The 24969-nt window shown below is 54.8% G+C and carries 25 protein-coding genes; 15 read left to right on the top strand and 10 right to left on the bottom strand.

What is annotated here, in order from left to right; translation table 11 throughout:
* Positions 1-4: 4 nt before the first annotated feature.
* Entirely contained in the window at positions 5-2629 is a 2625-nt protein-coding gene (priA, locus tag KTT_RS08960) for a primosomal protein N' (RefSeq protein ID WP_126595655.1), read from the top strand.
* Positions 2630-2655: 26 nt separating this feature from the next.
* On the opposite strand, the gene KTT_RS08955 is transcribed toward priA, so the two are convergent.
* From KTT_RS08955 to KTT_RS08940, 4 genes are all read right to left on the bottom strand, one after another.
* Complete coding sequence (locus KTT_RS08955; RefSeq protein WP_126595654.1) at positions 2656-3588, bottom strand: alpha/beta fold hydrolase; 933 nt, start codon at positions 3586-3588, stop codon at positions 2656-2658.
* Between the two features lie 131 nt (positions 3589-3719).
* Complete coding sequence (locus KTT_RS08950; protein WP_126595653.1) at positions 3720-4859, bottom strand: WD40 repeat domain-containing protein; 1140 nt, start codon at positions 4857-4859, stop codon at positions 3720-3722.
* A 51-nt stretch (positions 4860-4910) separates the two neighbouring features.
* Positions 4911-5504: a PadR family transcriptional regulator gene (locus KTT_RS08945; RefSeq protein WP_126595652.1), complete on the bottom strand. Its 594-nt coding sequence runs from the start codon at positions 5502-5504 to the stop codon at positions 4911-4913.
* 112 nt (positions 5505-5616) lie between these two features.
* Entirely contained in the window at positions 5617-6039 is a 423-nt protein-coding gene (locus tag KTT_RS08940; RefSeq protein ID WP_126595651.1) for a TIGR03667 family PPOX class F420-dependent oxidoreductase, read from the bottom strand.
* Positions 6040-6540: 501 nt separating this feature from the next.
* Here KTT_RS08940 and KTT_RS08935 point away from each other — a divergent pair.
* Entirely contained in the window at positions 6541-7428 is an 888-nt protein-coding gene (locus KTT_RS08935; RefSeq protein ID WP_160145754.1) for a DMT family transporter, read from the top strand.
* A gap of 55 nt (positions 7429-7483) precedes the next feature.
* On the opposite strand, the gene KTT_RS08930 is transcribed toward KTT_RS08935, so the two are convergent.
* Positions 7484-8230: a sensor domain-containing protein gene (locus KTT_RS08930; RefSeq protein WP_126595649.1), complete on the bottom strand. Its 747-nt coding sequence runs from the start codon at positions 8228-8230 to the stop codon at positions 7484-7486.
* Between the two features lie 513 nt (positions 8231-8743).
* Here KTT_RS08930 and KTT_RS08925 point away from each other — a divergent pair.
* Positions 8744-10117: a replication-associated recombination protein A gene (locus KTT_RS08925; RefSeq protein WP_126599504.1), complete on the top strand. Its 1374-nt coding sequence runs from the start codon at positions 8744-8746 to the stop codon at positions 10115-10117.
* Positions 10118-10241: 124 nt separating this feature from the next.
* Here KTT_RS08925 and KTT_RS08920 read toward each other — a convergent pair whose 3' ends face one another.
* Both KTT_RS08920 and KTT_RS08915 read right to left on the bottom strand, forming a co-directional pair.
* Positions 10242-10754, bottom strand: a complete 513-nt coding sequence (locus tag KTT_RS08920) for a chromate transporter (RefSeq protein WP_126595648.1) — start codon at positions 10752-10754, stop codon at positions 10242-10244.
* A gap of 1 nt (position 10755) precedes the next feature.
* Positions 10756-11361, bottom strand: a complete 606-nt coding sequence (locus KTT_RS08915) for a chromate transporter (protein ID WP_126595647.1) — start codon at positions 11359-11361, stop codon at positions 10756-10758.
* A gap of 135 nt (positions 11362-11496) precedes the next feature.
* On the opposite strand from KTT_RS08915, the gene KTT_RS08910 reads away from it, so the two are divergent.
* The 4 genes from KTT_RS08910 (at position 11497) to KTT_RS08895 (ending at position 16165) form a co-directional block, all read left to right on the top strand.
* Complete coding sequence (locus KTT_RS08910) at positions 11497-11964, top strand: hypothetical protein (protein ID WP_126595646.1); 468 nt, start codon at positions 11497-11499, stop codon at positions 11962-11964.
* A 6-nt stretch (positions 11965-11970) separates the two neighbouring features.
* The gene (polX, locus tag KTT_RS08905; protein WP_235845646.1) at positions 11971-13734 is read left to right on the top strand and encodes a DNA polymerase/3'-5' exonuclease PolX; all 1764 of its coding nucleotides are present in this window, start codon (positions 11971-11973) and stop codon (positions 13732-13734) included.
* 148 nt (positions 13735-13882) lie between these two features.
* Positions 13883-14536, top strand: a complete 654-nt coding sequence (locus KTT_RS08900; RefSeq protein WP_126595645.1) for a 50S ribosomal protein L25 — start codon at positions 13883-13885, stop codon at positions 14534-14536.
* Positions 14537-14845: 309 nt separating this feature from the next.
* Positions 14846-16165, top strand: a complete 1320-nt coding sequence (locus KTT_RS08895) for a glycosyltransferase (protein ID WP_126595644.1) — start codon at positions 14846-14848, stop codon at positions 16163-16165.
* A gap of 33 nt (positions 16166-16198) precedes the next feature.
* On the opposite strand, the gene KTT_RS08890 is transcribed toward KTT_RS08895, so the two are convergent.
* A complete protein-coding gene (locus KTT_RS08890; RefSeq protein ID WP_126595643.1) occupies positions 16199-16507 on the bottom strand; it encodes a hypothetical protein in 309 nt (102 codons plus the stop codon).
* A gap of 364 nt (positions 16508-16871) precedes the next feature.
* On the opposite strand from KTT_RS08890, the gene KTT_RS08885 reads away from it, so the two are divergent.
* From KTT_RS08885 to KTT_RS36490, 8 genes are all read left to right on the top strand, one after another.
* Positions 16872-17237 (top strand): general stress protein, encoded by a 366-nt coding sequence (locus KTT_RS08885; protein ID WP_126595642.1) that lies wholly within the window; start codon positions 16872-16874, stop codon positions 17235-17237.
* A 265-nt stretch (positions 17238-17502) separates the two neighbouring features.
* Positions 17503-18468, top strand: a complete 966-nt coding sequence (locus KTT_RS08880) for a phosphate ABC transporter substrate-binding protein (protein ID WP_126595641.1) — start codon at positions 17503-17505, stop codon at positions 18466-18468.
* Positions 18469-18617: 149 nt separating this feature from the next.
* Positions 18618-19577, top strand: coding sequence for a phosphate ABC transporter permease subunit PstC (gene pstC, locus KTT_RS08875; RefSeq protein WP_160145753.1), 960 nt, complete (start codon positions 18618-18620; stop codon positions 19575-19577).
* Complete coding sequence (gene pstA, locus KTT_RS08870) at positions 19574-20512, top strand: phosphate ABC transporter permease PstA (protein ID WP_126595639.1); 939 nt, start codon at positions 19574-19576, stop codon at positions 20510-20512. The genes pstC and pstA overlap by 4 nt, the downstream gene beginning before the upstream one ends.
* Positions 20513-20588: 76 nt before the next feature.
* Positions 20589-20813, top strand: a complete 225-nt coding sequence (locus tag KTT_RS08865; RefSeq protein ID WP_126595638.1) for a hypothetical protein — start codon at positions 20589-20591, stop codon at positions 20811-20813.
* 162 nt (positions 20814-20975) lie between these two features.
* Positions 20976-21767 (top strand): phosphate ABC transporter ATP-binding protein PstB, encoded by a 792-nt coding sequence (gene pstB, locus KTT_RS08860; RefSeq protein WP_126599500.1) that lies wholly within the window; start codon positions 20976-20978, stop codon positions 21765-21767.
* A gap of 21 nt (positions 21768-21788) precedes the next feature.
* Positions 21789-22535, top strand: coding sequence for a response regulator (locus KTT_RS08855; RefSeq protein ID WP_126595637.1), 747 nt, complete (start codon positions 21789-21791; stop codon positions 22533-22535).
* Positions 22536-22571: 36 nt separating this feature from the next.
* Complete coding sequence (locus KTT_RS36490) at positions 22572-23315, top strand: winged helix-turn-helix domain-containing protein (protein ID WP_126595636.1); 744 nt, start codon at positions 22572-22574, stop codon at positions 23313-23315.
* 40 nt (positions 23316-23355) lie between these two features.
* Here KTT_RS36490 and plsX read toward each other — a convergent pair whose 3' ends face one another.
* On the bottom strand, positions 23356-24426 hold the full coding sequence (plsX, locus tag KTT_RS08845; protein WP_126595635.1) for a phosphate acyltransferase PlsX: 1071 nt from the start codon (positions 24424-24426) through the stop codon (positions 23356-23358).
* The gene (locus KTT_RS08840; RefSeq protein ID WP_126549880.1) at positions 24423-24809 is read right to left on the bottom strand and encodes a response regulator; all 387 of its coding nucleotides are present in this window, start codon (positions 24807-24809) and stop codon (positions 24423-24425) included. The genes plsX and KTT_RS08840 overlap by 4 nt, the downstream gene beginning before the upstream one ends.
* Between the last annotated feature and the right edge of the window lie 160 nt (positions 24810-24969).

Below are 24969 nucleotides of genomic sequence, written 5' to 3'. Positions count from 1 at the left end.
ACGTATGCTTGCTGATGTATTAACGTCGGCCGCCAGCTGGTTGGGTGAGGAGCGTGCTTTACTGACCTATGTGGTCCCTGAAGATCTTGAGCCCGAGTTACGTGCGGGCCAGCTGGTGGCCGTTCCATATGGGGAGCGTCTGGTAGAGGGTATCGTCTGGACTACCAGCCAGGATGAATGGGTGCAGCTTGAACCGGGTGAAGAGCTACGCCCGATTCATACCATTCTGGATGTTGAGCCCGCCTTGCAGGGACATCAGATGGCCCTGGCCCAGTGGATCGCCAATTACTATGTGACGCCGCTGGCATATGTGGCACAGATGATGTTGCCACCCGGCCTGATGCAGCGTTCGCGGGCGGTGTTGCGCCTGGCTGATCACGACGAGCAGGCTCTTAATGCGGCACTGCAGGGTGGTTCCCTGCAACTGCGCGCCTTGATCGGTCTGCTAATGACTGAAGGTACCATTGATGTCGAGCGGCTGAAGTCATTGCTGGGACCCACACGGGCGAAAGAGGTGTTAAAAGAGGTGCGTCAGAGCGACCTCTTCTCTCAGGATTCTCAATTGGATGCGCCACGCGCCAAAGCTCGTGTGAAGCGGATAGTGCGCCTGGTGTCGCGTGGTGATGCGCTGCAGGAGTGGCGTACCCGGACCGAAGAGCGGGCTCAGCGTAACTCTCTCCCGGTGCCGGTACCTGTCATTCCCGATCACGTCATGCAGCCCAAGTCATCGGGACGCAAGGGGCGCAAAGCGGTTGTCAATCCCTGGGCAATTCCCGAGGCGGTCAGCTCGACCGCCACCCTGACCCTGGGCCGTAGCGACAAGGAGAGCCTCTGGGCCCAGCATCAGCTGGCTGCAGTGGACTTGCTTTTGCACAATACCGATCCCGATGCGCACTGGTCTGTCAATGCCCTGTGCAAGGCCAGTGGTATGACGAAGGCTCAGTTCAATCAACTGCTGGATGAGCACATCCTGGTCATCGAGGAGGCCGAGCTGCGCCGCAATCCACTTCATGGCAGAAATACTCCGACCAGTCAGCCGTTGCCGCTTACCCCTGATCAGCAACACGCGCTGAACTGTATCGTCGGTGATGAGTACGATCTGCGTCCTATTCTCCTGCATGGCGTTACGGGTAGTGGCAAGACCGAGGTTTATCTGCAGGCCCTGGCGACCCTGATCGCGCAGGGGAAGCAGGGCATTATCCTGGTGCCTGAGATCGCCCTGACGACGCAGGCCGTGCTGCGTGTGGCGGCGCGTTTCCCTGATCGCGTGGCGATTATCCATAGCGAGCTGAGCACCGGGGAGCGTTACGACGAGTGGCGGCGTATTCGCTCTGGTGAAGTCGATGTGGTGATCGGTTCGCGTTCGGCCCTCTTTGCCCCCTTACCCAACCTGGGCATCATCATCCTGGATGAGGAGCATGAGCCAGCCTATAAGCAGGCCGAGCGCCGGCCAACCTATCATGCCCGCAACGTAGCCTTGATGCTGGGAAACATCCTGGATATCCCCGTGGTCATGGGGAGCGCCACGCCGGCCGTTGAATCCTTTTACCTGGCTGAGCAGGAGCATTATAGACTGGTGGAGCTGCCTGACCGCATCAATGCGACGTTGCCTCCAGTTGAGGTGGTGGATCTGCGCAATGAGCTGCATGCGGGCAACACCAGCATTATCAGTCGTCGTCTGCAGGAGGAGTTGACCCGTGTGCTGGAGAACAGGCAGCAGGCTATCCTGTTTTTGAATCGACGCGGCGCCGCCAGCTGCGTGCTCTGCCGCGACTGCGGCTATACCGTCATGTGCGAGCACTGTGATATTCCCATGACCTATCACTCGACCGAGCGTATCCTGCTGTGTCACTATTGTGGTCTGCAGAGCAAGGTGCTGCAGTTCTGTCCTCAATGTAAGAGTTCGGGGATTCGCTATTTCGGCCTGGGCACCGAGAAGATCCAGGAGACGATTCAGCGCCTCTTTCCACAGGCGCGGCTGCTGCGCTGGGATCGTGATACGGCGCGCAACCGGCGTGCACACGAGCAGCTGCTGGACCGCTTCGCCAATCGCGAAGCCGATATTTTGATTGGAACACAGATGATCGCCAAGGGATTGGATCTGCCGGGTGTGACGCTGGTAGGGGTGGTGTCGGCGGATATCGCGCTGGGCCTGCCCGACTATTCAACGACCGAGCGGGCTTTTACGCTGCTGACCCAGGTGGCGGGCCGCGCGGGCCGGGGCGCTGAAGCGGGCCAGGTGATTATCCAGACCTTCAATCCGCAGCACTTCTGTATTGAGACGGCCTCGCATCACGATTACCATGAATTTTATCGCGTCGAGATCGAGTCGCGTTATCGCTATCAGTATCCACCCTTCCGCCGCTTCGTGAAGTTTACTTATAGTCACGAAAATCGCCATCGTTGTCAGAATGAGGCGATCCTGCTCTATGACCGCTTGCAGCAGTGGATCGAGCGCCTGGGTCTGGCTGATACGGATATCGTGGGACCAGCACCGGCCTTGATGGAGCGTGTGCGTGGCAAGTATCATTGGCAGATGATTGTGCGTGGACCAGACCTGCATCGGCTCCTGCGCGTCATCGAGGCGCCACAGTGGGAGATCGACATTGATCCCGTGAGCACCCTGTAATCGGTCCCTCATCTGTGAAGATGGATCTAGTGGCTATTCTGCGTGCCAGCTGCGCGCAGGAGAAATTCCTCCAGGGCGGGCATAACGATGCTGGCATGCGTATAGAAGGCCATGTGGCTGCCGTTGGGGATTACCATCAACTGGGCCTGGGGAGCCTGGCTGGCCAGCAATTCCGCGTCGGCGAACATCACCTCATCGTCCCCGGTGCCATGCACAATGAAGGTTGGTACATCAATGTTCCATAGGGGATAGTTGGTAATTTTCTCGAACTGCTCCATGTCGTTATCGTAGCCGCGCTTTCTCTGACTGTAGAGCAGGGCGGTACGCACCAGGTCGGTCGCAGCCGCGCCCGCTGGCTGCAGGCTGGCGAATGGCAGGGCGAGGTAGATCACCGAATCGAGCGCAATAACCTTATTGTAGATCTGTCTGAATATACGCTTGAATGGTGAATAGGTCCTCCAGATCTCACGCTCTGAATAGTGTTGGGTAACCCCACTGATCATCACCAGGCCGCTGCAACGCTCGGCATGGCGTAGCGCGAACTGGATCGCAGAGGGTCCGCCACCTGAGATACCCAGCACGCTGACCCGGTCGATATGCAGTTCGTCCAGCAGGGCCGCGTACAGATCGGCCTGCTCTTCGGGCGTGGGGGCTGTTTCTATGGGTGTGCGTAAATAGCCTGGACGCGAGATGGCCAGGTACGAGAACTGCGTCCGACCAAACAATCTGGCAAAGGCCTGCCCCATATCATAGCCACCCGGCGAACCATGCACGATCAATACGACCGGACCCTTCCCGCTCCAGCTATACTCAATTAGCCCCAAGCGGGTCTCGATCAACGAACTGCCCGCGGCCAGGCGACTGATCTCTTTCTGACGCCAGCTACGATATGTCGCCGTATAACATATCGTGCTGGTTGCTACCGCGGCACCCGCCAGTAGCCAGCGCTTCCCTTGCATATGTTCATCCCTTCGGTCTCCTCTGTGGACATTATGTTATAGTTCAACAATACTCGAGAAACGTCAAGATTCTGTATGGATTTGTTAAAAAATCCATACAGAATGCGCCCTGTTGTGTCGCGATGCTGTGGCTAACTGGTGACGCCCCACAGGCGAACCGTGGCATCATCGCCGCCGGTTGCGATGAGGGTGCCTGTAGATGACCAGCCACCAGTATACACACCAGAGTTATGTCCCTGGAGGGAGGCTAGCTCGTGACCACTTTTTACCTCCCAGAGTTGGACCATGCCTTCTCCACGTGCAGTGGCGAGCAGGGTGCTATCTGGCGACCACATAACCGGATAGGCCCAGCCAGATTGTGTATGATCATCAAGGATCCGAATGTTTTTACCTTGCTGGTTCCAGATCTGAACTGTCCCGACGTCGTTGGATGTGGCCACCAGCTGCCCATTGGGCGAGTAGCTCACTCCATTAGGCTGATCCTGGGGTGGAAGCTGCCTGAGGATCTTGCCATTGCGCGCATCCCATACGAAGGTATAGGTATCATAGCGGTTCGAGACGATGTAGCGCCCATCTGGCGACCAGGTGATGCCCCAGATCGCGTAAGGATAGCGGCCGAGAGAGTCAGCGCGCCGGGTGGGACCTTCCCACATTCCAATATTTTTGCCGCTGCTGGTATCCCAGAGCAAGATGGCTCCATCGGCGTTGCCCGCCACTAGCTGGTGAGAAGTGGGCGACCAGGCCACGCTTATCAGTTCCGCGCGGGGATGTGCACTGGTCGTTTGCCACTTCAACACCATGCGCGTGCGCCAGTTTGAGGTGTCCAGAAGCTGGGCCACCCCTTTATCACCGACCACCGCCAGCGATGCGCCATCGGGCGACCAGGCCATGCCGTTGACGCTGCCCGCTTCTCCCTGGAACAGCGCGACCCGCTTTACGGCGGCGCCACGCCAAATCTGAATCTGGTCAGTCGGCGCCATGGCCAGCAGTTGACCATCGGGCGACCAGCACAGGCCGCGCACCCTGCCCGGCAGACCGTCCAGCATCCTTATCTGCTTGAGATGATTGGCGTTGGCGGCCGTGATGGTTTTAAGCACGGGACGGGTAGCGGTAGGGGTCGCTGTCGGTGTGATGGTAGTTGAGAAAGGCTGGCACGCAGTTGTCAGCATACCAGTCGCGACCAGGGCGCAAAAGCTGCGCCTGGAAAACAAGGTGGATGCCACGCGCAATCCCAGTTCGGATCGAGTATGGCTGGAAACATCGTGTTTCATGGCGGAAAAACCTCCCTGTCTGTACCTGAATGAAAAGGATTCCTGGTGGTGTTATTTTTCCTGTTCTGGATCCTGGCGAGCATGGCGCTCAAATTGATCCACCATCCAGTGGCACCAGCCAAGCGCAGCCTGTTCAGAGTAGATGCCGGCATGAAGTGTGGCGTAGTTACCAAACTCGGGCATGGTCACGGTGATTCCTGCCTCATGCGTACGCTCGATACGAGCCAGGATCTGCCGATATTCGGCCAGCCGCGCCTTGTGATATTCTTTCTGCCGCTGAAATAGCTGGATGGCCTTGTCCGGGTCGGCCAGCCAGATCGCGTATGCCCTCAGCACCAGCTCATCATGCGGCGGAGCCGGCTCAACAGACGTGGTCACCCAATCTCGTAACGCGGCCTGTCCACTCTCGGTCAGGCTGAAGAGCTTCTTGGTGGGGCGTGTCGCCTGCTCAATCGACTGATGGGTGATCAATCCGGCTTTCTCCAGGCGCGCCAACTCGCTATAGATGTGGCTCGGATTGGCAGACCAGAAGAAGCCGATCGGCCGCTTCAAGCGCTGGGCCAGGTCATAGCCCGAGGAGGCCTGGCGCGCCACCAACGCCAATAACGCATATCCAAGAGTCGTTATGATATGATTATCCTCCAATATTATACTATTCCAATATTGGAATAGTATCACATATTTTGCCGTATTGAAATAACGGGATCCCACAGCGCGGTCGCGCTGTGGGATCCCGTTATTTCAATACGGCAAAAGGCTAATCATTCCAGCTGATGAACTTCGTGGGAGTGACGCTGATGAGCTGCGAATACTCTTTGCTCATGTTCTCGAAGGTCCATCCCATGGATTTTATTTGTTCGGCATACTTGCTGGCGTATGCCTGCAACATGGCCGCGTCTTGCTGCTGTTCCAACCTGGCTTCACCCTCTATGATGACGATGTCGCCGCCTCCATCCCGCGTATCCAACGACAGGGTAACGTAGGGATTGCGCTCGACGTTGCGGATCTTTTGCTTGCCGGGCTGGCTGAAAATAAAGACCTGATTGTTGTGCCATAAGAACCAGACCGGGACAGTATGTGGACGCCCGTTGGCTCTAACGCTATTCAACCACATCATCAACTCCTGCTTGAGTCGCTGATCAACATGTGCATCTTTAGCCTGCGTGAGATCAAGTGCCATCGTATCTTCCTTTCTTCGCTGATTTCACTCTCGATCGCTAGCGGCTGCGTGCTTCTCGCAGCTTGTATATATTATGTAAGCATAAGAACAATCTTTTGTGGCACTATGTTCCATCTTTTTCCTATGTTTCTCTAAGAATGGGTCTTACTCCCGTCACCATGGTGGCACGTGAGAGCGTCCACACGCGCATCCGCTGCGCGGCCGCACCAGTATACAATGGGTTTGTGAGCGTAGCAGGTGCTCAACAGCCCATAATGTGTTGGTGCAGCAGAAGCACACCGCGCCCCCCGCACCAGTATACAGTGGACCAGTGAGCGTAGCAGGTGCTTAGCAGCCCATAATGTGTTTTGGTGCAGCAGGAGCGCTCTGGCGCTCCTGCTGCACCAAAACAAAAAAACGAGCGGCCGCGCAGCGGACGCGCGTGCGGGGGGCTCATGTGCCCCACCATGACAAGAGTTAGGCACTGCCCAGGGCGCAACCATAGATGATAGAATGTCATCTATGGGTATTTTTTATGGACTTATGGCGGCTATCTTCTGGGGACTCGGTGATTTCTGCGCACGCTATGCGACGCACCGTATTGGTACCTATCGCACGCTTTGCTATCTACAGTTTGTTGGCATCTTTGGTTTAACCATTTATTTGCTTGTGACTGGGGAGCTCCAGCATATGTTCGCGCAGGCGAGCTGGCTGCCCTGGCTATGGGCCTTGCTGGCTGCGCTGCTCAATATTATTAGTTCGCTGGCCCTCTATCGTGCGTTCCAGGTGGGAACGCTATCTCTGGTCTCGCCGATTGCCGCCAGCTACGCCGTGGTGACGGTAGTGCTGGCCCTTTTGAGTGGCGAGGTGTTGACGGGCCTGCAAAACCTGGCTATCGTACTGGTATTGCTGGGCGTTATCGCGTGTTCGACAGCTCCGACGTCGGCTGGTGGGAGAGAGAGGCGGTTGTGGACGTTGCCCCGGCGGGGCGCATCCAGTCGAGGGATTCTGCTGGCGCTGCTGGCTTCGCTGGGATATGGCCTGACATTCTGGGTGCTGGGTTTCCTGGTAACACCCGGCCTGGGCAATATCACGCCTGTCTGGTTTATCCGTATCGTGACGCCGTTTGTGCTTCTGTTGTGCTCACCCCTGGTGAAGCAGCCGCTCACGTTTCCGCGGGGCAGAGTCTGGCTGCTCCTGTTGGGCACTGGCTTCTTTGACACGCTGGCGTATATCGCCTACACCAGTGGTATGCAGCCCGGCCAGGTCTCACTGGTCACTATGCTCTCATCGCTCTATAGCGCTGTCACGGTCCTGCTGGCCTGGCTCTTCCTGCGTGAACGCCTGCGGCTCACGCAATGGCTGGGCATTCTGGTCATCTTTGTTGGGATCGTCCTGGTTAATCTGTAATTTGTTCTTGTAATACAGCAAAAAGTGTGGATGTCGAGACACCCACACTTTTTTATTAATGCATGCTAGCGTAGCGGTCGTCTTTGGGGTAGGCCACGTCGATCTGGCTGGGACATAGCATGGCGCGTGCCAGCAGGCCGCACATCTGTGCCAGGCCATTCAGGATAATGCGGCTCCCCCAGCCGACCAGTAGACCGATGGGGACGGCGATAAATGTGCGGGCGAACATGATCGGATCGAAGATGCCGTCGTGTATCTCTATGAAAAACATGTAGCTATGAGTATGGTGCCCGGCCGCAGCAACCAGTCCGTCGATAAAGAGGTTGAGTAGATAGATCAGCGGCTCCAGCGTCATTCCTAAAGCTATTAGCGGCAGCGTGACAACCAGCACAAAGGAGATGATGCCCAGAGGAAACTTGAGCAGCATGTAGATCATGCTCTTCCAGGTGACCGCGTCGCTTAGACTACCGCGCAGCCAGCGCAAGAGCTTGCCTTTCCCCTCCACTGGTTGCCGTGGTGGGATATAGGGCATCGGCATCTGCAGCAGATTGGCCGCCAGGTCGCGCTCCATAATAGCGATGCCACGGATCGCCAGCAGCGTCAGCAGCAAGATTGGCAGCCCGATCCAGACGATTACGGTCCCCAGCCCCACGGAGAGGCCGACCACCAGAATTACAAAGTAGATGATGCCCAAAGGAAATGACAGGAGCAGGTAAAGCATATTGCCGAGTGTATACCTGACATCCGAATTTCTTTGTCTCTGTGTTTGTGAGTATTCTTCTTGCATATGTAGGGCAGCCATTTCTTTTCTCCTTATTTTTCATCCATCGATTAGTACATCTATCTTTCAGGCGACAATTCTATATTCGCTTTAACACTTAGATCATACGCGCAGATATTTGCGGGAATATGCCAGAATTGTTACATTTTTGTGTCTATCCGCGCCTATGGCACGCCTGCGCTTTCGCACCTGCGGTGCTCACAGATTAGTGGTTATGTGGGTGCATGGGGGTGCCGAGCGCCTCCATGCACCCACATAACCACTAATGTTTTTCCCATAGTAAGTTAGTGCAACAGGCGCAGCTGCGCCTGTTGCACTAACTTACTAAAACCATCGCGGCCGCGCGTGTGGGGGCGCGTGAGCGCCCCGAGAAAAGTGTGTCTGACACACAGTTGCCAGAACGCAGCAAACATGTGATACTGTGATGAGCAAAGCATCTATGTTTGAAACTGCATGAAAAGCGAAAAGATATATATGGTATTTCAAGGATCTCTCTTTGATTCAGGCGATAAAGCGGCTCCTAACAAGAAAAATATGACGGCCGCCCCCGATAGCGGTAGCTCAGGACCGGGTGAGCCGCTGGCGGCTCGCATGCGTCCACGTACATTGGATGAGGTAGTGGGACAGGAACACCTGCTGGGTCCGGGTAAGCTGTTGCGCCGCATTATCGAGCACGATAAGGTCTCGTCGATGATCCTCTGGGGCCCTCCCGGAAGTGGAAAAACGACGCTGGCCGAGGTAATCGCCCATCAGACCCACGCGCTCTTCGTGCGTCTGAACGCTGTTTCGGCGGGTGTGGCCGACCTGCGCAAGATCGCCGAGGAGGCGAAGAAGCAGCGCTTCATGGGCCAGCGCACGATCCTGTTTGTTGATGAGATCCATCGCTTCAATAAGTCGCAGCAGGATGCTATCCTGCCACACGTGGAGCGTGGGGTGGTGACGTTGATTGGGGCCACAACCGAGAATCCTAGCTTTGAGGTAAACTCCGCCCTGCTGTCGCGCTCACGCGTCTTTGTACTGCGTGCTCTGACCGAAGACCAGATCGTCTCTATCCTGCGCGGCGCGCTGGCTGATAAGGAGCGTGGACTGGGCAACTGGCAGGTGACGGTGGATGATGCGGTACTGCACCAGGTGGCGATCTTTGCCAGTGGCGATGCTCGCACCGCCCTCAATGTGCTTGAACTGGCGGTCGTGGGCACGGGCGAGCCGGTGGTGGAGGGTGAGCCGGTTGAGGTTACCACCGAAATGATTGAGGATGCCATGCAGCATCGGGCCTTGCAGTACGATAAAGGTGGCGATCAGCACTATGATATGATCTCAGCCCTGCACAAGGCCGTACGAGGCTCGGATCCCGATGGCAGCCTGTACTGGCTGATCCGCATGCTGGAAGCCGGTGAAGATCCCTTATATATCGCGCGTCGCGTGGTGCGCATGGCCGCAGAGGATATTGGCCTGGCCGATCCGCAGGCCCTCTCTATCTGTGTCGCGGCCCAGCAGGGGGTACACTTTGTGGGCATGCCGGAGGCGGGTGTTATCCTGGCTGAGGCGGTAGTCTACCTGGCCGTAGCCCCCAAGAGCAATGCCGTCTATAACGCCTACAACCAGATTCGGGCCGAAATCCTCAACGGTCACAACGATCCCGTTCCGCTCTGGATCCGCAATGCTCCTACTGGCTTGATGAAGCAGCTCGGTTACGGTAAAGAATACAAGTATGCCCACGACTACTATAAAGATATGCAGATCGATGATCCCGAACGACCTCCTTCCGATCGCTTGCAGGAGTACCTGCCAGAAAGCCTGGTGGGACGCCATTTCTATGAGCCCGGCAATCAAGGCAAAGAGAATAGTATCCGCCAATGGCTGGAAAAGAGGAATGCAGGTCAGCAGGCCGAAAAGGATGATGGCTGAAAGCCATGAGTTTGTGCCTTCGGCCATGACACCACGCGCCTACGGCGCTCAGAAGTGTATATATGGCGGTGTGATGTGTGCGCATTGCGCACACATCACACCGCCATATATAAAGGAAATTTTGTTAGCGATAGATAAGGTAGCCGGCGCCGGCTGCGAGCACGAGGATCAGAAAGATATTGACGCGCCGGCTGTAGGCCAGCGCGAAGGCGATGGCACAGATGGCCCAGCTACGCCAGTCGGCCCCAGAGCCGCTACTGATGGTCCAGAAGACGGTGAGGAAGGTTCCGACTACGGCCAGCGAGATGCCGCGCATCAGGCCAGGCACCCAGCGCTGGTGTTCGATGCGCCCATATACGCTGGCGACGACCAGCACGAAGAATGGCGGGATGGTGATTGCTATCAGAGCCAGCAGAGCCCCCATAAAACCATAAGTGAGGTAGCCCAGGCAGATGACCCATAGCCCGTTGGGTCCCGGACTGATCTGCCCGATGGAGACAGATTTCCCAAAGTCGGCCTCGACCGCCCAGTGATTGGCAGTCAGATCCTGCTGCAGGCTGGGTAGATTGCTGAAGCCGCCGGATGAGAAGACGGTGGCTTTGAAAAAGAGTAAGAAATATGCGATTGGATTTATCAATTTAGTGCTCCTCGCCTTTCTTTTCGAGCAGGGGACGTGTGAAGCAGAGCACGCCCAGCAGCGCGGTACCGGTGAGGACGATGAAGACGGGCACTTTGATGATAATGGCTATCGTGCAGAGCGCGATGAGCGCCACGCTGATAATCAGGTTGAGCAGACCCTCCTTGTAGGCGCGCATTAGTTGAGGCTGGGCAAAGTTGATACCGACCAGCAGCATAATACCCGCCGTCGCCGGAACCACTCCCTGCAGGATAGCCTGAACCAGGTGAAGATGCTCCACCTGCTTGAATCCAGCGGCGAGCAGACAGGTAATGCTCGCGCTGGGCAGGAGCAGTCCCAATAGAGAGACAAAAATACCAGCATTTCCACCTAGCTTCTTCCCAATTAGAATAGTTAAGGCAACGAGGTTAATTCCTGGCGCAAATAAGCATAAGTTCCAGTAGTGTGTATATTCATCCATGGTCATCCAGGGACGCTTCTGGACAAACTCGCGTTGAATCAAGATATTTGTGGTCGCACCACCACCGAATGATTGCAGTCCAATGCTGGTCCAGGTAAGGAATAAGCGTCCCAGACCAGGCCGTGGATCCTGTTGTGTTAATTGCATGTTTGAAAACCTTTGCTAAATGAGGAGAACACCGATGTAGCTGTTCTTTTATTGTAAAACATTTCATTTCTCCCTTTCGCTATCAGGCTGTGGTGCCACGCGGCCTGAACGGCATGATGTTATAGAATATAAGGTATGCGAAACGAATTATTAGCCTGGTTTGCTCGTGAAGGATTGCTGCTGACAGACGTGGTTTCGTCCGCGCAAGACCCTGAACACGATGAAATAAAGGTAGCGGTACGTGCGCCGCTGCTCGCTCTCAGTCGCGCTAACGATGACTTTCGGGAATGCCCCGATCCGGTGCTATTTGGCTATCCAGAGTCGTCTCTGGAGATGATGACCCTGGATGATATGAATGAGTTTGTGTTGAGCTGGTTCGAGCGGGCCGTTGCGGCGGGCATGGCACGGTGCTTTGTCTGCAATCAACCGCTCGATATGGGCGAAGAGAAACCGTGGGACGCGGTCTTTGTCACCCATGATATGTATTGCTGGCTGCTGGTCCACTTCGATTGTAAGCGCTATTTGAATCGCGATTTGAAGGGGCGCCATCCATTCGAAGTATCGGCTCACCCACCAGAGTTTTTTGATTTGCGTCTCATGTGAGAGGTTATGATGGATAAAAATCAAGTCGCCGGTTTGCTGGAAGATATCGCGGTCCTGCTGGCCTTAAAAGAGGGGAGCAGTGTGTTTGAGATTCGCGCCTATGAGAATGCCGCGCGAGCGGTGGGATCGCTGGAGGGCAATCTTGAGCAGCTGGTCAAGGAAGGTAAGCTTAAAGGCACGCCTGGCCTGGGCTCAACAATGATCAAGCGTATCGAGGAGGCGGTGGAGACCGACCATATCGCGTTCTATGATGAACTGGTGGCCAATACGCCCCAGGTCAAGCTGGATATGCGGCGCATCCCGGGCATGGGTCCCAAGCGTATCAATACGATCTATCAGCAGTTGAACATCAATAGTCTGGCGGAACTGGAGCAGGCCTGCAAGGACGATCGCATTGCGCATATCCCCGGCTTTGGCAAGAAGACGCAGGAGAAGATTCTTCAGGGTCTCGAGTTCTTGAGCCAGCATTCCGATCGCTATTTATATGATGTGGCAGAAGCGGAGGCGGAACGCATTCGCGCGGCCCTGGCGGAGCAGCCCGGTGTGGTACGTCTGCAGATCGCGGGCAGCCTGCGCCGCCGCCGTGAGACGGTCAAGGATATCGATATGGTCCTGAGCGTCGATGACCAGGCGGCCAGCGACGTGCGGCGCGCGATTATGGATTTCTTTACCAGTCAGCCCTCGGTGAAGGCGATTACCGGCAAGGGCGAAACCAAATCCAGCGTCGTCCTCAGCAGCGGCATCGCCATGGATCTGCGCCTGGTGAACGATAGCCAGTTCCCCTATACCCTGCACCATTTCACCGGTTCACGCGAGCACCATATCCCCCTGCGCCGTCGTGCTCTCAGTATGGGCATGACCATCAACGACTATGGTCTGTTCAAGGTTGAGAACGGCAATGAGACCCTGGTACCCTGTAAAGATGAGACCGATATCTACCACGCGCTGAAGATGGATTATGTGGAGCCTGAGCTGCGCGAGGACATGGGTGAGATTGACGCGGCGGCGCGCCATGCTCTGCCAGCGTTGGTGCGGGAAAGCGATCTGCGTGGTGTGCTGCACGCCCACTCGACCTGGAGCGATGGTCAGAATAGCATTCGCGACATGGCTGAGGGCTGTATCGCTCGTGGCTACAGCTACCTGGGAATGTGTGACCATAGCCAGGCCGCGGCCTATGCCGGTGGCTTGCGTCCCGATGACCTGAAGCGCCAGGGTGAGGAGATCGACAAGCTCAACGAAGAGTATGCTGGCCGCTTCCGCATTCTGAAAGGGACCGAATGCGATATCCTGCGCGATGGCGCGCTGGATTTTCCGGATGATGTGCTGGCCAGCCTGGATTTTGTGGTCGCATCCATCCATAGCAATTTTAACCTTTCCCAGGAGGAGCAGACCCAGCGTATGCTGCGCGCCATCGCCAATCCCTATGTCGATATCATCGGTCACGCGACTGGTCGTATCCTGCTCGGCCGTCCCGGCTATCCCATCGACCTGGATCAGGTGATCGATGCCGCTGCGAAGCACGGTACCTGTATCGAGATCAATGCTCATCCTTCGCGCCTGGACCTGGATTGGCGCTATGTGCGCAAGGCGCGCGACAAAGGGATCAAGATTCCTGTCAATCCAGACGCCCATTCGGTTGCAGGGATTGACGTGATGCGATATGGTATAGGGATAGCTCGCAAGGGCTGGTTACGTCCTGAAGATGTACTCAATACACTGGATTTTGAAGCGTTGATGACCTTCTTTCACGTAAGAAGAAGTAAGAAGTAGTTCTCCTGAGTTTATGCCGATACATGATACTGTCATCCCTATTTTTAGGAGAAGGATGAGTCGGGAAAAACTGCTCATATTCTGCCCGGCCCCATGTGGGATCGGGCTAGAATAGATATTATCAAACGGAAAGAGGAAGAAGTTAGCTATGGCAGAACGAACTGTATTAGAAGTGCAACCACGAACAGTAATGGGAAAGGCCACCCGGCGTCTGCGCCGTGAGGGTTTGATTCCCGCCAATGTCTATGGGCATAAGCAAGATCCGATGCCTATTCAACTCGATGCAGTGATCTTCGACCGTCTACGCCGTCAACATGCTGCGCGTAACATCATTAATCTGCGCTTGCCAGATGCTCCTGAGCAGACGGCCCTGATCCGTCACGTTCAGCACGCGCCTACCGGTGAGGTGCTGCATGTGGATTTCACCCGCGTCAGTCTGCGCGAGCGCCTTGAGGTGAAGGTGCCTCTGCACTTTGTTGGCGAGGCTCCTGGCGTCAAGATTCAGGGTGGCATTCTGCTTCACCTGCTCGATGCCCTGACGGTCGAGTGTACTGCTGCATCTATCGTCGAGAGCCTGGATGTGGATATCACGTCCCTGGAAGACATCGATTCGACCTTGCACGCTAAAGACGTCAAGCTGCCGAACGGCTATAAGCTGGTGACCGATCCAGAGGAACCTATTGTGAAGGTTTCGGCGCCACGTGTCGAGCTGCCTGAGACAGCCGCTCCTGAGGCCGAGGCTGCTGAAGAGGCCCCCGCCGCCGAGGAGACTCCCGCACCTTCCGAGGAGAGCGCGGAATAATACTAGCGCGATTGAACGCAAAAACAGGCGACCAGCTTTGGTCGCCTGTTTTGCATTGAAGAGTATTGGACTTTTTCCTGGTGGTATGCATGAGCGCCCCCGCACGGGCGTCCGCATGCGCGGTCGCACACATATTTTATCTGGTGCAGCAGGGGCGCATCCGCGCCCCTGCTGCACCAGATAAAATATGTATCCAGGCTTCTGGATATTGGTTCATTTGGCGGCTTTTTTTATTTCTACTAGAGATTGTGGTATTCTATGGAGGATATTTTATATGGCAGCATTTCTTGTGGGAAGTGAGTGGTAGATATGCGTATCATGATTGTGACCGACCAGTATCCTCCAATGGTGGGAGGCGTGCCAACCGTGACTCACGGCCTGGCAACCGATTTCGCCAATCGCGGCCACCAGGTATGGGTGGTGGCCCCCAGCTATGGGGCACGCGATGTGCGCAGAATGGAACAGAAGGTACGCGTCTATCGCTTCTCTTCGTTTGAATGGCCAACATATAAGGATCTGCGTATCCCATTCCTCCCTTTTGTTCCTGTGCGCAACCTGATCAAACGCTCCGATCCAGATATTATCCATATTCACTCCCCGATTGTGCTGGGCAATATCGCTCAACTACTGGCGGGTGGCCTGCGCAAACCGGTGATTACCACCAATCACTACCTACCCATTAATATGAGCCGCTCACTCAGCTCGGATCCTTTTCTGGGTAAGCATTTTAGCAATATCACCTATTCTTATCTGATCAACTTTTGTAATCGGTGCGAATATGTGACGGCCCCGACGATGACGGCCCTGAATCTGCTTTATGAGCATGGACTGCGGGCTCCGGCGGCCGCGATCTCGAATGGAATAGATTTGCAGAAGTATCTGCCTGGTGCACCTGAACCTGATATTCTGCGCCAGTTTGGCCTGCCCGTGGATAAGCCGTTGATTCTACATGTCAATCGGCTGAGTGAAGAGAAGCGTGTGGACGTCTTGCTGAACGCGGTGCCAAAGTTGAAAACGGACGCCCATGTCGCGCTGGTCAGCTCGGGTCCAGCGGAGGCTGAATTGCGCGCTCAGGTGGAGGAGCTACAGATCGGTGACCGGGTCAGTTTCCTGGGATTCGTGCGTGACGCGGACCTGCTGGCGCTGCGGCGGACATCGTCGTTATTTGTAATTCCGTCCGAGGCCGATCTGCAGAGTCTGGCGACGATGGAGGCAATGGCCTGTGGCCTGCCGGTAATCGCGGCCAACTCGTACGCGCTCCCGGAACTGGTACACCACGAGGTGAATGGCTTCCTGTTTACGCCCGGCAATAGTGATGAACTGGCTGCTCAGATCGATACGCTGCTGAGCAATGCTGACCTACGCACAAAAATGGGCCAGCAGAGCTTACAGATTATCGCTGCCCATGATCGCGTCAAGGTGCTTGATACCTGGGAAGATCTCTATCGCCGCCTCTCAATTGAATTTAAAGAGCAGAAGATGTTGCGCCAGCAGCTACGTACAGCGCGCAAATATCCAGGTTATAAGGCGGAAGAGGTCAAGAATGTGAAGCGTCCACATATCCGCCGTACCGGCGATCTGGGACTGGACCAGACTACGTCCCCAGGGCGTAAGCGCAGGCCGAAATAACCCGATGCCCTTACCCTGGCAGCATCGACAGGGTTATCGATGCTTAGGCGTGGCGCCCCAGCGGCGGTGAAATAAGCGGGCGAGGCGGCGCTCAATATCCCAGCGCGTTTGAATATATTGATAACGTACCCAGGCCTTACAAAGGGTATACCAGGAATCGGGTTCCTGGTAGGGGAGCGTGGTTTTGCTGTTCGCTCCAGGATACGTTGTGCGCACGGGTATGGCCGTCAGCCTCGATTGTTGAAAGATACCCCGGTTAGATAGCGCTGCTAATTTCGCGCAAAGCTGATGGATAAAGGATGAAGTTGTAGCGGTTATTTCCTGTTTGGGCGATTTGTACATGCTGCTTCTCTGGCTCCCGGACAGAAATAGGTAGCTCGCTAGCCGGGCGTGCTTGCCCACGGCGTACATTCAGCGTTTCATTTGTCTGGTAGTATACTGCCTTTCCCCAAGTTTGTCCAGTTACCTATGTGTGCCATGCTCTATAAAGAATTATGACCTGTAATCAACCAGTGTTTTATTGACAAAATAATAAAAGATGCATTATACTATCCATGTGCTTATAGGTAGTACGTGGATTGTATTCGTGCACGTTATTTCAGCATATGCAGATGTATGGAAGATTGTGTGGTGAGTGCTGCATCAGCTAGCTGGTGCGAGGGTCTCAGGTTGCCTGGGTGGAAGTCCGGGGAAAGGGGTTAGTGTTATGTTGTCTGAAGATGATGTGAAGCCCGTATCAATGTCAACATCTGAAGCCGGTCGTAAGGGAGGGAGTACGGTACGCGATAAATATGGCGAGGACTACTATCGCCGTATCGGAAAAAAAGGAGGTACCAGGCTGAAGGAGAAGCGTGGCAGCGAGTATTATCGTGAAATCGCCCAGAAGGGCGGTCAGGCCAACGTCAGTAAGTATGGGGTCGAACACTTCGCGGCCATGGGGAAGAAGGGGGGGAATATGACGAAGGCCCGCCAGGACCCCGACTTCTACCGTCGCATTGGCAAATTAGGCAGCGCCGCCCGGCGCCAGAAGAAGAATATAGATACCCAGCCCCCACAAAAAATGTCTCACTAGTTTAAGTTCCTTTTTCGCCATTACTGGCACATTAATAATCCCTTTTACCTCTTTCGCGCTATTTCGCGAGGGGGTAAAAGGGATTATTAATGTTAAATGGTTGAATTTTAACAGTAAATTAACATATCCATAAAGCATAGTTAATTCGCCGATGCTAATTTATAAATGCGACAACACGATAAAGAAATTCTAGTACTTAGAATTCTGAATTTATTTCTGCGCAAATGCCTTTTATAGCTCGTTTTTAGGAGAGTTAGGAGTATCTATGTTAAACAAATGGCGCATTGCATTTATTCTTACCGTTTTAGCAATGCTGAGTGTTCTGGTGACCGCGTGTGGTGCTTCAACCACAGGCAACAGTGGTGACAGTGGCAGCAAAAGTGGCAGCACGCCAACCGCGACGACATCTGGTGGTTCGAGCAGCAAGATCAATTGTGAGTCAGGTACACTGGGTACCGGTGGTTCAACCGCTCTGGGACCCCTGGTCCAGGCCGCGGCGAAAAACTATCAGGGCCAGTGCTCTGGCGCGAATATCACCACCCAGCTGACGGGTAGTGGCGCTGGTCTGAAAGGCGTCCACGAGGGCGGCTTGCAGGTTGGTAACTCTGACAACTTTGTCGACCTGAAGAAGAATCCAGAGTACTCTGACCTGACCGACAACCAGGTTGCTGTTGTTATCTTCGCTGTTATCATCAATAAAGATGTGACCGGTGTGACTAACCTGACCTCTGCTCAGCTTAAAGACATCTTCACCGGTAAAACCACTAACTGGAAACAGGTCGGTGGCCCTGACCTGCCGATCGCTGTTGTCAGCCGCCCTTCCGGTTCCGGTACGCGCAATACCTTCAAAACGTATATCCTTGGTGGTACCGATGAGAGCGTCTCTGGTGCTAACCACACCACCGCCAAAACCTCTGGCGACGTTGCTTCCAGCGTACAGAGCAAGAGCGGCGCGATCTCTTACGACACCATTCACTTCGCTCAGACGAACAATCTGACCACCGTCAAAATCGATGGCCAGGATCCTTCTCAGGACAACGTTAAGACCGACGCTTACAAGTTCTGGAACATTGAGCACATGTACACCAAAGGCGCCGCCAGCGGCCTGGCAAAGTCCTTCATCGACTATGTCAAAGGTCCCGATACCGCCTCCCTGCGCCAGCAGCTTGGCTTCATGGACATCAGCGCGGTCTCGTCGGACGCTATCGCTGCCAAGACTCCTAAGCAGTAAGCTCACTTTCGAGTAGCGTAAGTTATTAAGATGACACATGTTCCTGGAATGGCCCGTCTGTGATGGGCTGTTCCAGGAAATATACACGATAAACAGAGTTAATCTTCAGTAAAGTTAAGAGTGTTCCATCAGGTAAGGAGTAGTGCATTGTGGCGGCTAATAGTGTGAATACTCAGGTTTCGCGAGATCCCCGCAGTATACGGACCCGGCGCAGTCGTTTGAGCGATACGATCGCGCGGAATGTTTTCCTCTTTTGCGCCATTCTTGTGGTAGCCATTATCTTTGGTGTTTTTATCTTCCTGGGCTTTAATGGCTTGAAGATGTTCCAGGATCCGGCGGCCAAAAATTTCTTCACCAGCACTAAGTGGGATCCCACTGCAGATTCCCCGAGCTTTGGGGCGTTGGGTTTTATCCTGGGTTCTGTGGTTACGACCCTGATCGCGACCATCATTGTGACGCCTATCTCTTTCGCTACGGCTCTCTACCTGACCGAGATGGCGCCGAAGTGGGTGAATGCGTTACTGCGCCCCCTGATTGAGATCTTTACCGGCATCCCGTCTGTCATCATTGGTTTTCTGGCTCTGATCGTGCTGGTCCCGTGGCTGGCAAAGGTTGCGGCACCGATCGCACCAAGCGCAGCCAATGCCGGCGTGGGTTGGGGCGCGGCTACCCTGGTCCTGGTGGTTATGGTTCTGCCGACCGTGGTGAGCGTCTCGATGGACGCGTTGACCGCGGTGCCAGGAAGTGTGCGTGAGGCCAGCCTGGCCCTCGGTTCGACCCGCTGGCAAACGATGAAAGATGCCATCCTCCCGGCCGCTTCCGCTGGTCTGGGTACCGCGGTTGTGCTCGGCATGACGCGCGCCATTGGTGAGGCGCTAGCCGTTGGTATGGTGTTGCAGGGTGATGTAAACTTGCCACAAAACTTATTCACGCCAGGCGTATTCTTTCAGCCTAATATCAATATCACTAACGCCATCTTGAACTACTTTTCCGAGGCCTCTGGCACGGAGCGCAATGGTTACCTGATGCTGGGCTTTGTCCTGCTGATCATTTCGTTCCTGTTCATCTGCTTGAGCCGCTACATTGCCAGTAGGAGTGTGTATAAATGAGTGCTCAGCAACAGATTGCTCCGGTTGCTGCTGATCAGCAACAGCAGCAGCAACGGGTGGCTTCACTACAGCGCCTGGCGCGCCGGCTGCATACGAACAATACTATCGCCAGCACTATACTGGCGCTGGTTACGGCGCTGTCGGCCCTGCTGTTTATTGCCATTATTGTGAAGTTGCTCTTCGATGGTGTTCCTTACCTGATCAATCCAGATTTCTACGGTACAGATAGCATCGGCGCGGTTGGGCAGCAGGTCTTTAATACCGTTTACCTGCTGGTTTTTTCAGAGATTATTCTGGTACCCATTGCTCTTTCGGCGGCTATCTATCTGGTGGAATATGCACGCCAGGGTAGACTGGTAACGGTCATCCATTTCGCGGCTGAGACGCTGGCTGGCGTTCCTTCGCTGGTGTTGGGGCTGTTCGGTTACCTGGTCTTTTCCAGTGTGCTGGGATTTGGCCTGAGCCGCCTGTCAGGTACGCTGACCTTGCTCTGCCTGAACTTTCCGGTGGCGCTACGTCTGTTTGAGGATGCGCTGGTATCTGTTTCGCGCGAGCAGCGCGAGGGTGGCCTGGCTCTGGGCTCAACCAGGTGGCATATGATCCGCACGGTGGTCCTGCCCTCGGCTCTGCCGGGTATTATCACCGGCGTCGTGCTGACGGCTGGTAAAGTCATTGCCGAGGCGGCGGCGCTCATCTTTACCATGGGTTCCTCGAATCCTTCAAATGTCTATACACTGAATCCTATGATCAGTACCGACAATTTGACGATCCATATCTGGTTCCTCAAAACGGTAGGCGCGGGAACCATCCCCGAGAACGTGGCCAATGCGGTTTCGGCTGGTTCGTCGGCTCTGCTCATTATCATCCTGTTAGTTATTAATCTTGGCTCGCGTTACCTGGGTCGTTTTATCCAGCGACGCGTCATGGCTGTGTAAGTATCGTAACCCTTAAGAATATGACGAGCATTCATCTAGAATGCGATGCAAACATACGAGAAGCGAGGATCAGTTCATGATCAATCTTTCGGCAAATAGCCTGGCTGAAAACATGACCCTTCCCGAAGGTGCGAACATCTATTCACGCAAGGTTGCGCGTAGTGGCCATATCTCTTACGAGGGACGGCCGTACTTCATTAGCAAGGCTTTAGCGGGACGCTATATTCGTTTGATTGTGGTAGATGATCGCCTGATCGTGGATGCCGCCATCCCGTTGCATAAAGAGTACCTGCTGGCTTAGTTGACAGGATGGATGTATTGTACTCAGCAATTGTGAGGAGTAGTGATGGAGAATCAACACCAGGAACGGACTCGGGTAGTTGAAGGGAACTATCAGGTTCGGCCTCTAGATCAAATGGGGTCCAGAGAGAATACTGCCACGGCCTCTGACGTGGCTCGCCATATGGGCGAGTTTGATCCGACCAAAACCCTGAACGCATCAGCCGGTACAAAGGTCGATGTGCGCAACGCCAATTTCTTTTATGGTCCCAAACAGGCATTATACGATGTCTCTCTGCCGTTGCGTGAGCGCCAGGTGACGGCCCTGATCGGCCCGTCTGGCTGTGGTAAATCTACCTTTTTGCGCACGCTCAATCGTATGAATGACCTGATTCCCAACACACGTACCGAGGGTGAGGCCATTTTCGATAACTTCAACATCTACGACAAGAAGACCGATGTCGTCCTGCTGCGCCAGCGTATCGGCATGGTATTCCAGCGCCCCAATCCTTTTCCCAAGTCCATCTTTGAGAATGTGGCTTATGGTTTGAAGGTGCAGGGCAAATCGCCGAAGGTGATTAAGGAGCGGGTAGAGGCCAGCCTGCGTGGCGCCGCGCTCTGGGATGAAGTAAAGGATCGCCTGAATACGTCAGCGCTGGGTCTTTCCGGTGGTCAGCAGCAGCGTCTGTGTATCGCGCGCGCATTGGCCGTGGAACCAGAGGTTCTGTTGATGGATGAGCCCTGCTCGGCTCTGGATCCTATTGCTACCCTGAAGATTGAGGAGCTGATCACCGACCTTGTTAAAAACTATACGATTGTGATCGTGACGCACAATATGCAGCAGGCCTCGCGCGTCTCCCATTTTACCGGTTTCTTTTTGAGCGGTAAATTGATCGAGGTGGCCCCGACCGTTAACTTATTTGAACGTCCCCGACAGAAAGAAACGGAAGATTATATCAGTGGACGTTTCGGTTAAGAGATCAGGTAGGAGGCGGCTGTGGTACGAAAAATACTGGTAGTGGATGATGAGGCGGTCTTAATCGAAGCCATTGCGTATAATCTTGAACAATCTGGCTATCAGGTCGTCACAGCTATGGACGGCCTGAGTGGCCTGGAAATGGCCCGTAAGGAGCAGCCAGATCTGATTGTGCTTGATATTATGCTTCCAGGCATGGATGGCCTTGAAGTGTGCCGTCAATTGAGACGTGAGGACCGTACAGCGGCTGTTCCCATCATCATGTTGACTGCTAAAGGTGAAGAGATCGATAAAGTGGTAGGCCTGGAGGTGGGAGCGGACGATTATGTTACGAAGCCCTTTGGACGTCGCGAGTTGCTCGCTCGGGTGCGGGCTCTGCTGCGGCGCGTAGATTATCCTGTCTTGCAGGAGGATCGCTCGGGGCAGCAGGATGCCGCCACGGACGGCGGTGATATCGTTCCACCGCGCAGTGAGCTGGTAGCAGGTCCCTTGCGTATTGACCAGGCCGGACGGCGTGTTAATTGCCGTGGTCAGGATTTAGAGCTTCAGCCCAAGCAATTTGATCTGCTGACCTACCTGGTGCGCAACCGTGGTACGGTGTTGACCCGCGATCAATTGCTACATAACGTCTGGGGATACGATTATGCTGGTGATACGCGTACCGTTGATGTGCACGTGCGCTGGCTGCGCGAAAAGCTCGAAGAAGATCCTGCCAGCCCAAAACTTATCCAGACCGTACGCGGCGTTGGTTATGTTTTCCGCTCATAGCATTCCCCAGAACACTTTATCGCAAGGAAGCTAGCGATGCCACGAACTATTCTGGTTGTAGTAAAAGATAAAGATCTGCGTCAGTATATTACGACAAAGTTGCAAGAAGAGGCCTATGTCGTCCAGGCACTGGAACAATGTTGTAAGGTTGTTGAGCTGGTTTCCAGGCTTGAACCTTCGCTGGTCATCTTCGATGTAGAGATATGCTATGCAGATCAGTTCGCGACCTGTCGTGATCTGCGAACCGAGCATGTTACGGCCTCGGTTCCCCAACTGTTACTGGTGCATAGCGCGATTGAAATCACGCGCATAGAACGCTCTGAGGTCCAGATTGACGACTATGTTGTGCAGCCGATCTGGTGGCAGGAGTTGCTGGCCTGTGTCCATACCCTGGCGCGCAGCGGCAAGCGTTGGAATCAACGTAAAAACGCTGTCCGGCCTGCCACGCGCCGCAAAATGGTTACCGCTGCTGGTGAGCAACAGTTGTCGATCAATGGCCTGGTGATTGATATCGCTCGCCACCAGGTCATATATAATGAGCGCTGTATTGAGCTTCAGCAGCCGATTCTTTTTGATCTGCTGCTCTACCTGGTGCGTCATCAGGGGGTGGTGCTCTCGCGTGAACGGCTGCTTCAGCAGGTGTGGGGATATGAGCAGGCGGAGGGATCGCGTACCGTCGATGTGCATATCCGCTGGCTGCGTCAGAAGCTGGAAGAAGATCCATCCCATCCGCGTCTCTTGCAGACCGTACGCGGCGTAGGATATTGCTTTAAGGTATAAAAAAACAGGGGCATGACCACACCCCTGTTTTTTTATTATTTTATTTGTCTATCTGCTGGACTTCAGCCTGCGGCTGCTGGTCCTGCTCTATCTTTGCCAGCCCTTCGGCGATAGCCTGGGCAACGCCGGTCTCGGCGGTCTGGCGCGCAACGCGGAGCGCGTTCTTGATCGCCTTGGCATTGGAGCGGCCATGCGAGATGATCGCCGATCCGTTGATGCCTAGCAGTGGAACACCACCATATTCGGCGTAGTCGAGGCGTTTAAAGACTTTGCGCAGTCCCGGCTTCAGCACGGCGGCGGCCAGCTTGTTGACCAGAGAGCTGGTCATTTCGGCCCGCATCAGTCCTAGCAGGGTTTCGGCCAGCCCCTCGCTCAATTTCAGCACCACATTGCCCACAAAGCCATCACAGACCACAATATCGACCACGCCGGCGGGAATGTCACGTCCCTCTACATTGCCGATAAAGTTGATGCCCAGGGCCGAGGCATTTTGCTTTAAGAGCTTGTGGGTCTCAACCACCTGCTGGTTGCCTTTGCTCTCTTCTTCACCGTTGGCCAGCAGGCCGACGCGCGGGGAAGAGATCTTAAAGATGCGCTCCATATAGATTGAGCCCATGAGCGCGAATTGCTGTAAATATTCGGGCTTGCAGTCGGTGTTGGCTCCCATATCGATGACCAGGCACGCTTTATCGCGGGTGGGGAAGATACCTCCCAGCGCTGGCCGATCGACGCCCGGGAGGCGTTTGAGTGTAAAGAGAGATGCGGCCATCATGGCGCCGCTATTACCTGCGGAGACCGCTCCCAGTGCTTTTCCGTCGCGTACCAGCTGTAGAGCCATGATGAGCGATGCGTTCTTCTTGCGCCGTACAGCGGTCGCAGGATGATCATCCATCTCGATCACTTCATCGGTATGGACGATGGGCAGGTCCAGTCCTGTTGTGTCGTGTTTCGCCAGTTCGGTTCGAATGACTTCTTCGCGCCCAACCAGGTAGACACCAATACCATATTCACGAGCGGCCTGTACCGCGCCCAGAACGATTTCGCCGGGCGCGTTATCGCCACCCATAGCATCCAGTGCAACGCGAACAGGAGCACTTACGGAAGCACTCATGCTTTTCTTCCCCCAGGTTCTCCAATAGTTTGTTTGACAAGTTCAACAAGTTTATCCAGATCGAACGGTTTATAGACGATATGCGCTACACCCGCTTCACGGAACTCTTTCTCTTCGTTTCCGGCGCCCAGAAACGCTGTGACGACGATGACCGGGATCTGGCGGTCGACCGCCATGGTCATTAGTTTGAGTTCATCACGACCATCCAGGTATGGCATCATCAGGTCGAGCATGACAAGGTCCGGCTGGTGTTCACGCACGGCGTCATAGAAGCGCAGGCTCTGCGTGGTCATGAAGGTCTCATAACCTTCGTCGGCCAGAGCTTCGGTGAGCAGATCGGCAATCGTTGGGTCATCGTCCATTATAAGGATTTTTTTGGCCATGATTCATCATCCCCTCATCTCTCAGTAACACTTGCTGTAAAAAGCATTGTGATGCCGTTAACAGACAACTGCGAACGTTATTTGCTTTTAGTGTTATGCCATCCTATGAGTGCAGCTATCTCGAGTGTGCTTTGAGCATGCCACTCGTGCCGCCTCGACT

Origin of the sequence: Dictyobacter aurantiacus, from assembly GCF_003967515.1 — a bacterium.
GTDB classification, from domain to species: domain Bacteria; phylum Chloroflexota; class Ktedonobacteria; order Ktedonobacterales; family Ktedonobacteraceae; genus Dictyobacter; species Dictyobacter aurantiacus.
The sequence above is the reverse complement of the archived record's forward strand: the minus strand, read 5'-3'. Positions and strand labels throughout refer to the sequence as shown.

What these genes read in the sequence shown, in the direction of transcription:
- pstA (WP_126595639.1), top strand. Translation starts at nt 19,574, where the DNA reads ATGAGTGCTCAGCAACAGATTGCTCCGGTTGCTGCTGATCAGCAACAG.
- KTT_RS08930 (WP_126595649.1), bottom strand. Translation starts at nt 8,230, where the DNA reads ATGGCTGCCCTACATATGCAAGAAGAATACTCACAAACACAGAGACAA.
- KTT_RS08925 (WP_126599504.1), top strand. Translation starts at nt 8,744, where the DNA reads ATGACGGCCGCCCCCGATAGCGGTAGCTCAGGACCGGGTGAGCCGCTG.
- KTT_RS08910 (WP_126595646.1), top strand. Translation starts at nt 11,497, where the DNA reads ATGCGAAACGAATTATTAGCCTGGTTTGCTCGTGAAGGATTGCTGCTG.
- KTT_RS08885 (WP_126595642.1), top strand. Translation starts at nt 16,872, where the DNA reads ATGTTGTCTGAAGATGATGTGAAGCCCGTATCAATGTCAACATCTGAA.
- KTT_RS08880 (WP_126595641.1), top strand. Translation starts at nt 17,503, where the DNA reads ATGTTAAACAAATGGCGCATTGCATTTATTCTTACCGTTTTAGCAATG.
- KTT_RS08865 (WP_126595638.1), top strand. Translation starts at nt 20,589, where the DNA reads ATGATCAATCTTTCGGCAAATAGCCTGGCTGAAAACATGACCCTTCCC.
- KTT_RS08890 (WP_126595643.1), bottom strand. Translation starts at nt 16,507, where the DNA reads ATGTACAAATCGCCCAAACAGGAAATAACCGCTACAACTTCATCCTTT.
- plsX (WP_126595635.1), bottom strand. Translation starts at nt 24,426, where the DNA reads ATGAGTGCTTCCGTAAGTGCTCCTGTTCGCGTTGCACTGGATGCTATG.
- KTT_RS08940 (WP_126595651.1), bottom strand. Translation starts at nt 6,039, where the DNA reads ATGGCACTTGATCTCACGCAGGCTAAAGATGCACATGTTGATCAGCGA.
- KTT_RS08840 (WP_126549880.1), bottom strand. Translation starts at nt 24,809, where the DNA reads ATGGCCAAAAAAATCCTTATAATGGACGATGACCCAACGATTGCCGAT.
- KTT_RS08935 (WP_160145754.1), top strand. Translation starts at nt 6,541, where the DNA reads ATGGGTATTTTTTATGGACTTATGGCGGCTATCTTCTGGGGACTCGGT.
- KTT_RS08955 (WP_126595654.1), bottom strand. Translation starts at nt 3,588, where the DNA reads ATGCAAGGGAAGCGCTGGCTACTGGCGGGTGCCGCGGTAGCAACCAGC.
- KTT_RS08895 (WP_126595644.1), top strand. Translation starts at nt 14,846, where the DNA reads ATGCGTATCATGATTGTGACCGACCAGTATCCTCCAATGGTGGGAGGC.
- priA (WP_126595655.1), top strand. Translation starts at nt 5, where the DNA reads ATGCTTGCTGATGTATTAACGTCGGCCGCCAGCTGGTTGGGTGAGGAG.
- polX (WP_235845646.1), top strand. Translation starts at nt 11,971, where the DNA reads ATGATGGATAAAAATCAAGTCGCCGGTTTGCTGGAAGATATCGCGGTC.
- pstB (WP_126599500.1), top strand. Translation starts at nt 20,976, where the DNA reads ATGGGCGAGTTTGATCCGACCAAAACCCTGAACGCATCAGCCGGTACA.
- KTT_RS08900 (WP_126595645.1), top strand. Translation starts at nt 13,883, where the DNA reads ATGGCAGAACGAACTGTATTAGAAGTGCAACCACGAACAGTAATGGGA.
- KTT_RS08915 (WP_126595647.1), bottom strand. Translation starts at nt 11,361, where the DNA reads ATGCAATTAACACAACAGGATCCACGGCCTGGTCTGGGACGCTTATTC.
- KTT_RS08950 (WP_126595653.1), bottom strand. Translation starts at nt 4,859, where the DNA reads ATGAAACACGATGTTTCCAGCCATACTCGATCCGAACTGGGATTGCGC.
- KTT_RS36490 (WP_126595636.1), top strand. Translation starts at nt 22,572, where the DNA reads ATGCCACGAACTATTCTGGTTGTAGTAAAAGATAAAGATCTGCGTCAG.